Annotated in this window: 10 protein-coding genes; 4 read left to right on the top strand and 6 right to left on the bottom strand. The window is 72.7% G+C overall.

Annotated features, from left to right (window positions below):
* Positions 1-5: 5 nt before the first annotated feature.
* Positions 6-407, bottom strand: coding sequence for a RidA family protein (locus ACIQ9E_RS04025; protein WP_403701609.1), 402 nt, complete (start codon positions 405-407; stop codon positions 6-8).
* A 115-nt stretch (positions 408-522) separates the two neighbouring features.
* Between ACIQ9E_RS04025 and ACIQ9E_RS04020 the strand changes: the two genes are divergently transcribed.
* On the top strand, positions 523-906 hold the full coding sequence (locus ACIQ9E_RS04020) for a winged helix-turn-helix transcriptional regulator (protein ID WP_403701606.1): 384 nt from the start codon (positions 523-525) through the stop codon (positions 904-906).
* Positions 907-932: 26 nt separating this feature from the next.
* On the opposite strand, the gene ACIQ9E_RS04015 is transcribed toward ACIQ9E_RS04020, so the two are convergent.
* The 5 genes from ACIQ9E_RS04015 to ACIQ9E_RS03995 all read right to left on the bottom strand — a co-directional run bounded on the left by ACIQ9E_RS04015 (position 933) and on the right by ACIQ9E_RS03995 (position 10,346).
* A complete protein-coding gene (locus tag ACIQ9E_RS04015) occupies positions 933-2,630 on the bottom strand; it encodes a sensor histidine kinase (protein WP_403701603.1) in 1,698 nt (565 codons plus the stop codon).
* 66 nt (positions 2,631-2,696) lie between these two features.
* A complete protein-coding gene (locus ACIQ9E_RS04010; RefSeq protein ID WP_403701600.1) occupies positions 2,697-3,437 on the bottom strand; it encodes a response regulator in 741 nt (246 codons plus the stop codon).
* Positions 3,438-3,582: 145 nt separating this feature from the next.
* On the bottom strand, positions 3,583-5,619 hold the full coding sequence (locus ACIQ9E_RS04005; RefSeq protein ID WP_403701596.1) for a M4 family metallopeptidase: 2,037 nt from the start codon (positions 5,617-5,619) through the stop codon (positions 3,583-3,585).
* A 780-nt stretch (positions 5,620-6,399) separates the two neighbouring features.
* Positions 6,400-8,298, bottom strand: coding sequence for an ABC transporter ATP-binding protein (locus ACIQ9E_RS04000; protein WP_403701593.1), 1,899 nt, complete (start codon positions 8,296-8,298; stop codon positions 6,400-6,402).
* Complete coding sequence (locus ACIQ9E_RS03995) at positions 8,295-10,346, bottom strand: ABC transporter ATP-binding protein (RefSeq protein ID WP_403701590.1); 2,052 nt, start codon at positions 10,344-10,346, stop codon at positions 8,295-8,297. Before ACIQ9E_RS03995 ends, ACIQ9E_RS04000 begins: the two co-directional genes overlap by 4 nt.
* A gap of 126 nt (positions 10,347-10,472) precedes the next feature.
* On the opposite strand from ACIQ9E_RS03995, the gene ACIQ9E_RS03990 reads away from it, so the two are divergent.
* The 3 genes from ACIQ9E_RS03990 (at position 10,473) to ACIQ9E_RS03980 (ending at position 13,478) form a co-directional block, all read left to right on the top strand.
* Positions 10,473-11,708, top strand: coding sequence for an Ig-like domain-containing protein (locus ACIQ9E_RS03990; protein ID WP_403701587.1), 1,236 nt, complete (start codon positions 10,473-10,475; stop codon positions 11,706-11,708).
* A 219-nt stretch (positions 11,709-11,927) separates the two neighbouring features.
* Entirely contained in the window at positions 11,928-12,713 is a 786-nt protein-coding gene (locus ACIQ9E_RS03985; protein ID WP_403701583.1) for an enoyl-CoA hydratase/isomerase family protein, read from the top strand.
* A gap of 252 nt (positions 12,714-12,965) precedes the next feature.
* Positions 12,966-13,478 carry an ATP-binding protein gene (locus tag ACIQ9E_RS03980; RefSeq protein WP_403701580.1) on the top strand — a complete coding sequence of 171 codons (513 nt, stop codon included), beginning with the start codon at positions 12,966-12,968 and terminating at the stop codon, positions 13,476-13,478.
* Positions 13,479-13,853: the final 375 nt, after the last annotated feature.

Below are 13,853 nucleotides of genomic sequence, written 5' to 3'. Positions count from 1 at the left end.
GGCGCTCAGGCGGGCAGCTCCGTGTCGACGACGAAGGAGATCTCGACGAGCTGGCCGGGGAAGGTCAGCTCGGTGACGCCCACGACCGTGCTGACCGGGCGGTGGCCGCCGAAGTAGGCGCGGTTGCCCGCCGTCCCCGCCTCGGCGTGCCGCTGCACACCCACGAGATACAGGGTCTGCGACACGATCTGGTTCCGGGTGGCGCCGTAGTGGGCGAGGATCCGGTCCGTCCGGGCGTAGGTCTCCCGGAGCTGGGCGGCGAAGTCGTCCGGGTGCAGGAGTTCGCCCGTATCGGCGAACGCGAGCTGCCCGGAGACATGGATCAGCGTGCCGGACCGGATCGCCTGGCTGTAGCCGAAGTCGCTCTCGGCGGGTATGCCGAGCTGGAAGGAGTCAAGGGCGGTCATAGGGTTCATTCCTTGCTGTCGCTCTCGTGTATCCGCTCTCTTGCGGTTACTCGGAAACCATAGGAGAGTCTGGACTGACCTGGAAGAACGCACTTTTTGGTGACGGAGGAACCTGATGGTGACCAAGGAAGAACTCCAGGGCCTGCCCGAGGACGCGGATCTGCGGCGCGCGGACTCCCTGGCCCGGGAGATCTTCTCGGACGTCGCCAACAAGTGGGCGCTCCTGATCGTCGAGGCGCTCGGCGACCGCACTCTGCGCTTCGGCGAGCTGCGGAACGAGGTCGAGGGCATCAGCCACAAGATGCTCACGCAGAACCTGCGCATGCTGGAGCGGAACGGCCTGGTCGACCGGAAGGTGTATCCGACCGTGCCGCCGCGGGTGGAGTACACCCTGACCGAGCCCGGCCGGGCCCTGCGCGGCACGGTCGACGGCATCTGCGACTGGACCCATCGCTATCTCGGCCGGATCGAGGAAGCGCGGCGCCGCGCGGACTCCTGACGGTCCCTCGGGGCCCCGCCGCCTGCTCAGGGGGAGGCGTCCCGGTCCTCCTCCCGGGGCACGTCCGTGACCAGGGTCTTGGAGGAGAGGCGGCCTTCCGTGAAGCAGAAGCGGTACGCGGGAGCGTCCCGGAGCAGGTCCGCCCGGTGGTAGCGGCAGTGGTCCGCGTCCGGTGGTTCCGGATCGGTCCCGGCCGGACGTCCGGGCAGCGCCTGTCCGGGCAGGCGCGCGGTGACCTCGGACTGGAGGTCGCCGATCCGGACCGCGTCGTAGACCGCGTGCGGAACGAGCGTCCGCATCCTCGTGTACTGGTCGAAGCCGGCCATCAGCAGCCCCAGTACCGCCGCCACCGCCGCCGGTACGAGCACGGCCTGCCGCAGCCCGCGCCGGACCCGCCGCCGGGCCCGGTCGAGTTCGCGGGCGGCGGTGGGGGCCGGCCCGGACGGGGCTGCGGTGTCGCGCAGCGGTGCCCCGTCGACGGGCAGGCGCGCGGTGACCGAGAAGCCGCCGTCCGGCGCGGGACCGTGCACGAGCGTGCCGCCCGCGAGCCGGACGCGTTCATGGAGTCCGACCAGCCCGGTGCCGCCGGATACGGGGCCCTGCGCCGGGCGGGTTGCGGGGCCGTTGGTGACGGTGACGCCGACCTCGCCGCCCCGGCGCACCACCCGTACCGTCACCTCCGCGCCGGGCGCGTGCCGGGCCGCGTTGGTGAGGGACTCCTGGACGACGCGGTGGACGGCCCGGTCGGTCATCTCCGGCAGCGGTGCGGCGCCGGGCGCCCCGGAGCCGGAGCCGGAGCCGGGGTCCGGGTCCGGACCGGGTCCGGAGTCAGGGCCGGCGGCCGTCGGGGAAGCGGCCGGGGCGGCCGGTTCGGCGAGGTGTACGGAGAGACCCGAGGCCCGGGCCCGCTCCACCACCGCACGTACCGTCTCGTCGCGCGGCGCCGTCGGCGCACCCTCCTCGCCGGTGCGCAGCACCCCGACGATGTCCCGCAGCCGGTCGGTCGCCCCGGCCGCCGCCAGCCTCAGCTCCCGGGCCGCGGCGCGCTGCGGTCCGCCCAGCTCCCGGTCGATCTCCAGGGCCGCCGCGCGCAGGGCGATCAGCGACAGTTCATGGCCGAGGGAGTCGTGCATGTCCCCGGCGATCCGGGACCGCTCCCGCAGCCGCTCCCGGTCCGCGACGGCCCGCTGTTCCCGCTCCAGCCGGTCCGCCAGGGTCCAGCCCGCCCGGACCAGGTCCGCGTACTGCCGTACCGAACGGCCCAGCAGCCACGGCACCACCACGGCCAGCAGGACCGCCGCCACCTGCATGAACCAGATCCACGGCTCGTCACCGGCGGCGAGGGTCAGCACCAGACCGAGAGCCGTGACGGCGGCGAAGAGGGCGAGCGCCGGACGGGCCCGGGGCGAGCGGCGGCCGGCCAGAAAGGCGAACACGACGAGCGCGGCACTGTACTGGGGGGTGATCAGCTGGGTGCTGTACAGGGCGCCGAGGCCGAGGGCCGTACCGAGCGCGGCCAGGGGGAACCGCCGTCCCGCGGCGACGGCGGCGCCGAGCAGGACGATTCCGGCGGCGGTGGCCCAGCCCGTACCCGCCCAGTCCGCGGTCCACGGCCGGACCCAGCTTCCGGCACCGCTTCGGCCTCCGTTGAGCAGGACGGGTGCGCTCACGGCCGCCCAGAGGGCGAGGCCGGGGGCGGTACGGCGGATTCGTTCGCGGCGCATGGCCCCACTCTGCCGCAGGGGAAGAAAGGGGGTGGGGGCCGGTGGGCTGCGGTGCTGTCGGTGCTGTTAGGGCCTCGGGCCCGGGTCGGCCGCCGTGTCCCTGGCCACGGCCTCCGCCTCGTACGCCAGAATCGCCAGCTCGACACGGTTCCGCAGCCCCAGCCGGGCCAGTACCGCGCTGACGTGCGCCTTCACCGTGCCCTCGACGATGTGCAGCCGTCCGGCGATCTCCGCGTTGGAGAGTCCGGCACCGACCAGGGCGACGACCTCGCCCTCCCGGCCGGTGAGCGGCGCCAGCCTGCGCCGGGCCTCCGTGGTACGGGACAGCCTGCCGCCCTCGAACCGGTCGATGACCCGCCGGGCCACGGCCGGGGAGAGGAAAGCGGCGCCGTCGGCCACCGCCCGTACCCCGCTCAGCAGTTCCCGGGGATCACCGGACTTCACCAGGAAGCCGCTCACTCCGGCCGCGAGCGCGCGGGCGATGTACTCGTCCTCGGAGAACGTGGTCAGCACGATCAGCCCCACCGAGGGCGCGGCCCGGCGCAGTTCCTCCGCCGCCCGCAGCCCGTCGGTGCCCGGCATCCGGATGTCGAGCAGCGCGACGTCCGGCCGGTGGCGCAGGGCCAGCTCGACGGCCTGCCGTCCGTCCCCGGCCTCCGCCACCACCTCGATACCGGGCTCGGTCGCGAGGATGGCCCGGACGCCCGCCCGGATCATGGCCTCGTCGTCGGCGAGCAGCACGCGCACCGGCGGCGTCCCGGGAGAGGGCCCGGCGGCGGCGGTGGCGGAGTCGGCGGGAGCGGTCACGGCTCCACCCTAAGGTCCCGGGTCCCCGGTCCAGGGGTCCCGGGCCACCGGCGGCCCGGAGGGTGCGCGCGGGACATGGGTGCGCCCGGGAGGGGGCGGCGTGCGGCTCCCCTCCCGGGCGCGGTTCGGACGGACGCCCGGGGCGTCAGAAGGTGAGCTTGACCCGGTTGATGTACCCGGTGTCCTGTGCGGCCCGGTCCTGGACCCGGAGCCCCCAGGCCCCGTTCGCGACCTCCGACGAGGCGTTGACGGTGAACGTCTCCTGGACGTTGTCCGCGGAGTCGCCGGAGTTGAAGGGCTTCAGGTTGTAGACCGTCCCGTCGGGGGCGACGAGATCCACGACCAGGTCACCGCGCCAGGTGTGGATGATGTCGACCTCGACCTGAAGGGCGGCCGGCGCGTTGCCGGTGACACCGGAGACGGTCACCGGGGAGGTGACGGCGGCGCCGTTGTCCGGGATCGCCACATCGGCCGCGTTCTCGAAGGACGGGCCGCCCGGGTTGCCGCCGCCGGGCCGGGCGCCGACGTTGATCCCGGCCCAGGCGTCGGTGACGGACTTCACCTCGGCACTCGCCGCCCCGTACAGCTCGGTCGCGACGGCGATGGTGCCCGTACGCGCCCCGGCGTAGTTGGTGGTGGAAGTGAATTTGGTGGTGAGCGCCTTGTACCAGATCAGTGCGGCCTTCTCGCGGCCGATGCCGGTCACGGGCAGCCCGTCGGAGGTGGGGGAGTCGTAGGCGACCCCGTTGACGGTCTTGGCCCCGCTGCCCTCGGAGAGCAGATAGAACCAGTGGTTCGCCGGTCCCGAGGAGTAGTGGACGTCGATGCTGCCGATACCGGAGTACCAGGCGTCCTTGGAGGAGCCGTCCCGGCTGGGCCGGTCCATGTACCGCAGCGGGGTCCCGTTGCCCCGGATGTCGATCTTCTCACCGACGAGGTAGTCGCCGGGGTCGTTCGGATTGGCCGCGTGGAATTCGACCGCGGCGGCGAAGATGTCCGAGGTGGCCTCGTTCAGACCGCCGGACTCACCGCTGTAGACGAGGCGGGCGGTGTTCGAGGTGACGCCGTGCGTCATCTCGTGGGCCGCGACGTCGATGGACGTCAGCGGCTTGGCGTTGCCGGCGCCGTCGCCGTACGTCATGCAGAAGCAGGAGTCCTGCCAGAAGGCGTTGACGTAGTTGTTGCCGTAGTGGACGCGGGAGGACGCGCCGACCCCGTCGCCGCGGATTCCGGAACGCCCGTGGACGTTCTTGTAGTAGTCCCAGGTGAGCCCGGCGCCGTAGGCGGCGTCCGCCGCGGCGGTCTCGGTGTCGGCCGCCTGTCCGTTGCCCCAGATGTCGTCCGGCCCGCTGAACAGGGTCCCGGTGCCGCTGGTGCCCCGGTTGAGGTTGGTGGTGCGGTGGCTGCCGCGTCCGGCGTCGGTGAGCTGGAAGCTGCTGCCGGACTGGACCGAGCCGACCGTCACCTGGCCGCTGTACTGGGTGTTGCCGGTCCCGGTGTGCACGGCCTGCCACCGGAAGAGTTCGGCGCCGGTACCGGCGTCGGTGACGACGTGCAGTTCGCTGGGCGTCCCGTCGTGCTGGAGTCCGCCGACCACCGTCTCGTACGCGAGCACCGGCTCGTTGCCCTGCGCCAGCCAGACGACCTTCCGGGGCGCCCGGGCCGCTTCGGCCTGCTTCCCGCCTTCGGCGGCGGCGGCGCCCAGGGCCCGGCTCTCGGCCGCGGCCGGGGTGATCCGGGCGGTGGTGCCGTCCAGACCGCTGAGCGCGGTGCGGGAGGCGCGCGCGACGGTCTCGGTGGCGCCCGACGGTGCTTCGCTGACGACGAGGTCGCCGCCGAGGACGGGGAGCCCGCGGTAGGTGCGCTCGTAGCGGGTGTGGGTGGTGCCGTCCCGGTCCTGTGCCACATCGCGGACCAGGAGCTTCTCGTCGGCCGTCAGCCCGAGTTGCTGCGCGGTGGCCGGAGTGTCCGCGGTGGCCGCCTTGACGAGGGCGGTGCGCTGGGCGGGGGAGAGGGCGCGGGGGAGCGCGCCGGGGTCGGCCTGGGCGGACGGGGCGCGGTCGGCGCCGGCGGGGGCGGCGGAGGCGGCGGCCTGGGCACCGGTCTGCAGACCGAGGGCGAGCAGGGCGGCGGTGGCGACGAGGGCGCCTGCCGCCGTGGTGCGACGGGGCTTGGGTCTCACGCGGACTCCTTCTGCGAGGGGGTACCGGGGGCGGCGGGGGCGCCGGCCGGGCAGAGCGACAGAGCGGCGGAGCGTGCTGGTACTGCTGGTGGTGCGGTATGTGCCGTACGTGCTGCACATGCCGTATGTGCCGTAGGTGGCGTACGTGCCGTACGGCGTGTGCTGTACGGCGTGTGCTGTACGGCGCGTGGTGCGGACCCACGGGTCCCGGCGCGCGCCGCCGGAACCCGTGGCCGTCTCCCGGGCACCGGCTTCCGGGCGGGGGCGGCAGTGTTCGTTCTCGTTCGTCTGGGTTCGTCTGAGTTCGTTCGAGTTCGTCTGCGTGTTCGGTAAACGGGTGTGCGGGAGGGTGGACCGGGGTGAAGAGTCGCAGGAGTGGCGGGATTCTGTCAGGAGCGCGTCAAGAAGTTGACCGGATTGCGTCCGTTCAACGAAGGGGGTCGTCCGCTGAGCGAACGCCGGGACGGCCGTTCGACGGCCCGTCATGGGCAGGTAAAGCCGGGGCAACGCGGGGGTATCCGCCCCGGGTCCCGACCACGGCCCGCGCCATGCCCCGGGTCCGTACCGGCCGGGCCCGGGAACGCCCCCACCGGCCGGGACTCCCCGCCCGGCCTTCGGGCGACGACCGCCACCGGCCGGGGCATCTGGCCGGTTTACGACCGCGCTACCGCCCCGCCACCGCGGTACGGCCCCACCCCCGGGACCGGCCCGCACGGCCGCGGCGCACCGCTCCGGACCCCCGCTACCCCGCTGCCCCCTCCCGCCCCAACGGCGACGGGTTCAGACCAGACTGTCCCGCCACGCCCGGTGCAGACCGGCGAACCGGCCCCCCGCCGCCGTGATCAGCTCGCCCGGTGCCCCGTCCTCCACGATCCGGCCGTGCTCCATCACCAGCACCCGGTCCGCGACCTCGACCGTGGACAGCCGGTGCGCGATGACCAGCGCCGTACGGCCGTGGAGCACCGTGTCCATGGCCCGCTGCACCGCCCGTTCGCCCGGTACGTCCAGCGAACTGGTGGCCTCGTCCAGGATCAGCACCGCGGGGTCGGCCAGCAGCGCGCGGGCGAAGGCGACCAGTTGGCGCTGGCCCGCCGAGATCCGCCCGCCGCGCTTGCGGACATCGGTGTCGTAGCCGTCGGGGAGCGCCGCGATGAAATCGTGCGCCCCGATCGCCTTCGCCGCCGCTTCGATCTCCGAACGGCTCGCGTCCGGGCGGCCCACGGCGATGTTCTCGGCGACCGTCCCCGAGAAGAGGAACGCCTCCTGGGTCACCATCACCACCCCGCGCCGCAGCTCCGCCGTCTCCAGCTCCCCCAAGGGCACCCCGTCGAGGAGCACCCGGCCCTCGGTGGGGTCGTAGAACCGGGCCAGCAGTCTGGCGACAGTGGACTTGCCCGCACCGGTCGAGCCGACCACCGCGACCGTCTGCCCGGCCGGAATCACCAGGTCGAGACGGGGGAGCACCTCCCCGCCGGTGCGGTAGGAGAACCGCACCCCGTCGAAGACGACCTCACGGCCCGGCCGCCCTGCGGTGCGCTGCGGCAGCGGCACAGGCTCCCGCGGCACCCGCACCGAAGGCTCCTGCGCCAGCAGCCCGGCGATCTTCTGCAGCGAGGCGGCGGCCGACTCGTACGAGTTCAGGAACATCCCGAGCCGGTCGATCGGGTCGTACAGCCGCCGCAGATACAGCGCGCACGCCGCCAGCACACCCAGCCCCAGCGTGCCGTCCGCGACCCGGTAGGCACCCCACAGCACCATGCCCGCGACCGCGGTGTTCGCCACCAGCCGGGACCCCATCACAAACAGCGCCAGCTCCAGCATCGCGTCGCCGTTGCTGCGGCGGTGCTCCGCGTTGAGCCGGGCGAACTCCTCGTCGTTCGCCCGCTCGCGGCGGAAGGCCCGGACCGGCCGGATGCCGTTCATCGTCTCGGTGAACTTCACGATGACCGCCGCCATCGCCGTCGACTTCCGGCTGTACACCACGGCGCAGCGCCGCCGGTAGAGCCGGATCAGCAGCGAGAGCGGGACGAAGGTGGCGATGGCGACAGCGCCGATGCCCAGGTCCAGCCAGAGCAGCAGGGCCGTGATGTAGACGAACGCCAGCAGGACGTCGATCAGTTCCTGGAGGCCCTCGTCCAGCAGCTCCCGCAGCGATTCCACGTCCGCCGTCGACCGGGAGATCAGCCGGCCCGAGGTGTACCGCTCGTGGAAGTCGACGCTGAGGGCCTGCGCGTGCCGGAAGATCCGGGCCCGCAGATCGAGCAGAACGTCCTGGCTGAGCCGGCTGATACCGGTGACGAAGAGGTACTGGAGCAGCCCGGCGCCGAACGCGGCCGACGCATAGCCCGCGGCGACCGCGATCAGCGGCCCGTAGTCGTGGTCGCGGACCGCCGGGACGCCCCGGTCGATCGCGTACGCGACCAGCAGCGGGCCCGCCTGCACCGCGGCCTGCTGGAGCAGCAGGAGGATCGCCACCAGGACCACGCGGCCGCGGTACGGGGAGAGCAGCGAGCGCAGCAGCGCCCGGGTCGCGCCCGCGGTGGCGGGAAGGTCGTCCCGGTCGAAGGGGTCGCCGCCGGGCGCGGCCGCCCCCGGCACGGTGAGCGGACCCCCGGCCTCCGGCGTACGCTCCGGCGCATGCTGCGGGGACGGTCCGCCGGATCCGGTCGGCTGGGTCATGGACGCGTTCCTTCCGGAGATTCCGCCTGCTCCGCCTGTTCCCCGGGGTCCGCAGGTTCTGCGAGTTCCGCGGGCTCCGCCTGTTCCACGGTCTTCCCGGCGTTCGTCCGCGGCGCCGGGAGCCGCTCCGTACCCGACATCAGCCAGGCGTACTCCGCACTCGTCCGCAGCAGTTCATGGTGGGTGCCGACGGCCGCGATCCGCCCGCCGGACAGCAGCGCCACCCGGTCGGCGAGCAGCACCGTCGACGGCCGGTGCGCCACGACCAGGGCGGTGGTGTCCTTCAGTACGTGCCGGAGCGCGGCCTCCACCCGGGCCTCCGTACGGACGTCGAGCGCGGACAGCGGATCGTCCAGGACGAGGAAGCGGGGGCGGGCCGCGACCGCGCGGGCCAGCGCCAGCCGCTGCCGCTGTCCGCCCGACAGGGTCAGCCCCTGCTCGCCGACCTGTGTGTCGGCACCGAGGGGAAGCGCCGGTACGAAATCGGCCTGGGCCACTCCGAGCGCCCGGTCCAGGGCCTCGGGGCCGGAACCGTCCGCGCCCATCAGGACGTTCTCCGCGACGGTCGCGGAGAAGAGCGTGGGCTCCTCGAAGGCGACCGACACCAGCGTCCGCAGCTCCGTGCGCGGTATCGCCGTGATGTCGACGCCGTCCAGGGTGATCCGTCCGGCGGTCACCTCGTGGAGCCGGGGCACCAGGGCGGTCAGGGCCGTCTTGCCGCTGCCGGTCGCGCCGACGAGGGCCATCGTCTCGCCGGGGCGGATCTGCAGATCGACGCCGTCGAGTACCGGAACGGCGGTCGGGGGCGCGTCCGGGAAGCGGAACGCCACCCCCTCGAACCGGATTCCGGAGCCCCCCGGCGCCGTACCCCCGCCCCCGCCCGGCGGCTCCCTGTCGCGTGACTCCGCGCCCGGCGTCTCCCTGTCCTGTGTCGCCGCGCCCAGCGGCACCCCGTCCCGTGTCTCCGCGCCCGGCGGCTCCCCGGCTCCGCCGTGGCCGGACTCCTCCGGCTCGTCCATCACCTCGAAGTACCGTTCCGTCGCGGTCGCCGCCTCCTGGCAGAGCGCCACCAGGAACCCCATCGACTCCACCGGCCAGCGCAGCGCCAGCGCCGTCGACAGGAACGCCACCAGCGTGCCCGCGGACAGCTCCCCGTCAGCCACCTGCACGGTGCCCAGCACCAGCGCCGCGCCGATCGCGGTCTCCGGGATGACGGTGATCACCGCCCAGATGACCGCCACCATCCGCGCCTTCAGCAGCTCCGTACCGCGGAGCAGCCCCGCCAGAGCGTGGAAGGAACGCTCCTGGCTGCGGTGGCGGCCGAAGCCCTTGATCACGCGGATGCCGAGGACGCTCTCCTCCATGACCGTCGCCAGATCCCCGGCCTGGTCCTGACCGCGCCGGGACGCGACGGAGTACCGGACCTCGAAGTAGGAGCAGATCACCACCAGCGGCACGATCGGCAGCATCAGGATCAGCCCCAGCGTCCACTGCTGCACCAGCAGGATCACCAGGCCGATCAGAATGGTCACCCCGTTGACCAGGAGGAAGGTCAGCGGGAACGAGAGGAAGATCCGGACCAGATTCAGATCACCGGTGCCCCGCGACAGCAACTGGCCCGACGGCCAGCGGTCGTGGAACGCCAGCGGCACCCGCTGGAGGTGCCGGAAGAGATCCGCCCGCATCGCCGCCTCCACCCCCGCCAGCGGTCGGGCCACCAGCCACCGGCGGAACCCGAAGAGCACCGCCTCCGCGACCCCGAGCAGCAGCAGCGCCAGCGCGCCCAGCCAGACCCCGCCGGGATCGCGGCCGGCGACCGGCCCGTCGACGATCCACTTCAGTACGAGGGGGATCACCAGGCTCAGACACGAAGCGACGATCGCCACACCGGCGGCGGTGAACAGCCGGGCGCGCACCGGCCGCACATACGGCCAGAGCCGCAGCAGCACCCGGACCACGGACCTTTTCCGCGCCGGGGGACCGTCCGGCGCGGTGGGGGGCGGGGGCTCCGCGGCCGCGCTCTCCTGGGGTGAAGGGTAAGTGGGCATCAGGACCGAGACTACGGTTCACCACTGACGCGTTCATCCGGTTTTCCGCCCGGGTTTCGGTACCCCGCCCGGGGCCGCGGTTCCCGGCCCACGTTTCCCCGGCGGGCCCGTGGTCGTTGGACCGGCGTGAGACACGTACTCAAGCGGACGGGCCGGGGCGCACTGATCGCCGTGGCACGGGTCGGACTGGCAGGACTGTTGGCGGGAATCTCCGGCTGTGCCCCGGGCGGGGGCGAGGGGGGCGACCCCGGGGTCGTACCACCGCAGCTGGTGTCGGGGGAGGTGATCCGGGTGACCCCCGAGGACGGCGCCCGGGGCGTCGACCCCAAGAGCCGGCTCGAAGTACGGCTCACCAGCGGCCGGCTGGAGCGCGTCACGGTCAACCGGATCGAGAACGAGGCCCCCACCGCCGTACGCGGCGCGATCTCCGAGGACGGGCTGCGCTGGCGGCCCGCCGAGGGCACCCGGCTCGGACTCGCCGCCAAGTACTCCGTCGACGTGGTCGCGCTCGACGGCCACGGCAGGCGCACCGCCCGCCACACCACCTTCACCACCAAGGTCCCCGAGAGCCGCTTCATCGGCTACTTCAAGCCGGAGCACCGCTCCACCGTCGGCACCGGGATGATCGTCTCCTTCGACTTCAACCGGAAGATCACCGACCGGGCCGCCGTCCGGCAGGCGATCCGGGTGACGTCCGACCCGCCGGTCGAGATCGTCGGGCACTGGTTCGGCGACCAGCGGCTGGACTTCCGGCCCGAGCAGTACTGGACGCCCGGCACCAAGGTCACGGTCGATATCGGGCTGCGGGACGTGGAAGCCGCCCCCGGTGCCTACGGCATCCAGGACAAGACCGTCGTCTTCACCGTCGGCCGCTCGCAGCTCTCCCTGGTCGACGCCGAGGCCAAGACGATGGAGGTACGGCAGGACGGCAGCCTGATCGCCACCCTGCCGATCACCGCCGGGGCGCCGGACGCGATGACGTACAACGGGAAGATGGTCGTGAGCGAGATGCACGACGTGACCCGGATGAACGGCGCGACCGTCGGGTTCACCGACTCCGACGGCAAGGGCGAGTACGACATCAAGGACGTGCCCCACGCCATGCGGCTCACCCGGACCGGCACCTTCCTGCACGGCAACTACTGGGCCTCGGCGGATATCTTCGGCACCGCCAACGTGAGCCACGGCTGTGTGGGGCTGCGCGATGTGAAGGGCGGCGGCGGGGACACCCCGGCGGGCTGGTTCTTTGACCGCACCCTGATCGGCGATGTGGTGGAGGTGGTCAACTCCCGCGACAAGACGGTCGCCCCCGACAACGGGCTGAGCGGCTGGAACATGACATGGGAGGAGTGGAAGAAGTAACCGGGCGCCGGGCCCCGGGCAGCCGGCGGCGTCGCCGGGCGCGTACGCGGTACCGCGGCACAGTCCGCTGCCGGGGCGGGACGCCGGACACGTACGCGGTACCGCAGCGCGGCGCGGTGCGGGCACGGGGCGCCGGGCGCGTACGCGGTACCGCGGCACGGTACGGCTGTGATTCAACGCACGGCCTGCCGCGCCGTCCCGCGCGGTTAGCCTCCTCGTATGAGCACTGTCTCCCTCGAAGTAGCCGGCGGCGTCGGTACGATCCGGCTGGACCGCCCCCCGATGAACGCGCTCGACATCGCCCTCCAGGACCGGCTGCGGGAGCTGGCCGAAGAGGCCGGGGAGCGCCCCGACGTCCGGGCCGTGATCCTGTACGGCGGTGAGAAGGTGTTCGCCGCCGGTGCGGACATCAAGGAGATGCTGGAGATCGACCATGCGGGCATGGTCGCCCGGTCGCGGGCGCTCCAGGACGCATTCACGGCGGTCGCCCGGATCCCCAAACCGGTGGTGGCGGCGGTGACCGGCTACGCCTTGGGCGGCGGGTGCGAGCTGGCCCTCTGCGCCGACTACCGGATCGCCGCCGACAACGCGAAGCTGGGCCAGCCCGAGATCCTCCTCGGGCTGATCCCCGGTGCCGGCGGCACCCAGCGGCTGTCCCGGCTGATCGGCCCCTCGCGGGCCAAGGACCTCATCTTCACGGGGCGTCAGGTGAAGGCGGCCGAGGCGCTGGAGATCGGCCTGGTGGACCGGGTCGTCCCCGCCGACGAGGTCTACGGGGCCGCCCATGCCTGGGCCGCCCGGCTCGCCAAGGGCCCGGCGCTGGCGCTGCGGGCGGCGAAGGAGTCCGTGGACGTGGGTCTGGAGGCGGATATCGACACCGGGCTCGCGGTCGAACGGAACTGGTTCGCCGGGCTGTTCGCCACGGAGGACAAGGAGCGAGGGATGCGCAGCTTTGTGGCGGAGGGCCCCGGGAAAGCGGTCTTCACCGGCACCGAGGACCTCTGACGGCTACCGGAGCATCCCGTACTGCACCTTGCCGTTCCCTTAAGGCCGCCTTACCTGCGCCTTAAGGCTGCGGCCTGTTCGGATCTCCCGGGGCGCATTGTTGACAAGGTGTCAACGCAGCTCAGGGTGGGCACGACTCGCCCCATGGGGCCACTGACATATGCCACCGCGGGCCCCCGGAATGTGCAGTTCCGGGGGCCCTATTCCGCTGGAAAGGCCACGGAATCCGCGCTCAGCAGCCATGATGGGGGCATGGCGGGCCTCGAAGGTGCGGAACAACCGCGGCAGCGTGACGGCGTGACCGCGATCCGTTGGATGACCGCCATCGAGGACGAGCAGGGCCTGAAGGCGCTGGAGCTGTTCGGTGACCCCTCGCTGGAGGAGGTGCGGCTCCCGTCCCGTCCCGAATCCGCGGCCACCGCCCGGCGGCTGACCCACTCCGTGATCGTCCGTCAGTGGACCCTCCCCGCCCAGACCGCCGAATCGGCCGTCCTCCTCGTCTCCGAACTGGTGGGGAACGCGGTCCGGCACACCGGCGCCCGGGTCTTCGGACTGCGGATGACGCGCCGGCCCGGCTGGATCCGGGTCGAGGTGCGCGATCCCTCGCGCGGACTGCCCTGTCTGCTGCCGGTCCAGCCGATGGATATCAGCGGGCGGGGGCTCTACCTGGTGGACAAGCTCTCCGACCGGTGGGGGGTGGACCTGCTGCCGCGCGGCAAGACGACCTGGTTCGAGATGAGGGTCCCGCAGCCCGGTTCGAGATGACGGCCGCCCGCGTGCGGGCGGCGCCCCGTCGCGGACCGGGGTCCGCGCGGGGAATCCGGTCCAAGGCCGTTGCGCCCCCGGATACCCCAGAAGCCCCCACGGATGCCGGTGTGCGGCGGGCGGGGGCTGCTGGGGAGCGCCGTGGACAGGGGGGTGGTTCCACGGCTGCTGATAACGACCGAGCTCGGGTCGGAGGAGGTCGTAACTCCGACTATGGCAGACCGTGAAACAACTCCCAAATGAGCGAATCGGTCATTACCTGCCAAACTGGGCGGTTCGCGCGAGGATCTCAGGTGAGATGGGGCACTCGCCTCGTAATCCTTGCGGAATCGCCCGTGTGGGGGCGTGTTTTTACGGTGCAATGATATTGCGCTC

It is taken from the genome of Streptomyces sp. NPDC094448 (genome assembly GCF_044763775.1).
In the GTDB taxonomy this organism is placed as follows: Bacteria; Actinomycetota; Actinomycetes; order Streptomycetales; family Streptomycetaceae; genus Streptomyces.
The sequence above is the reverse complement of the archived record's forward strand: the minus strand, read 5'-3'. Positions and strand labels throughout refer to the sequence as shown.

Excerpts from the sequence above, each read along its gene's own strand:
- ACIQ9E_RS04020 (WP_403701606.1), top strand. The coding sequence starts at position 523 with ATGGTGACCAAGGAAGAACTCCAGGGCCTGCCCGAGGACGCGGATCTG.
- ACIQ9E_RS03985 (WP_403701583.1), top strand. The coding sequence starts at position 11,928 with ATGAGCACTGTCTCCCTCGAAGTAGCCGGCGGCGTCGGTACGATCCGG.
- ACIQ9E_RS03980 (WP_403701580.1), top strand. The coding sequence starts at position 12,966 with ATGGCGGGCCTCGAAGGTGCGGAACAACCGCGGCAGCGTGACGGCGTG.
- ACIQ9E_RS04000 (WP_403701593.1), bottom strand. The coding sequence starts at position 8,298 with ATGACCCAGCCGACCGGATCCGGCGGACCGTCCCCGCAGCATGCGCCG.
- ACIQ9E_RS04015 (WP_403701603.1), bottom strand. The coding sequence starts at position 2,630 with ATGCGCCGCGAACGAATCCGCCGTACCGCCCCCGGCCTCGCCCTCTGG.
- ACIQ9E_RS03995 (WP_403701590.1), bottom strand. The coding sequence starts at position 10,346 with ATGCCCACTTACCCTTCACCCCAGGAGAGCGCGGCCGCGGAGCCCCCG.
- ACIQ9E_RS04025 (WP_403701609.1), bottom strand. The coding sequence starts at position 407 with ATGACCGCCCTTGACTCCTTCCAGCTCGGCATACCCGCCGAGAGCGAC.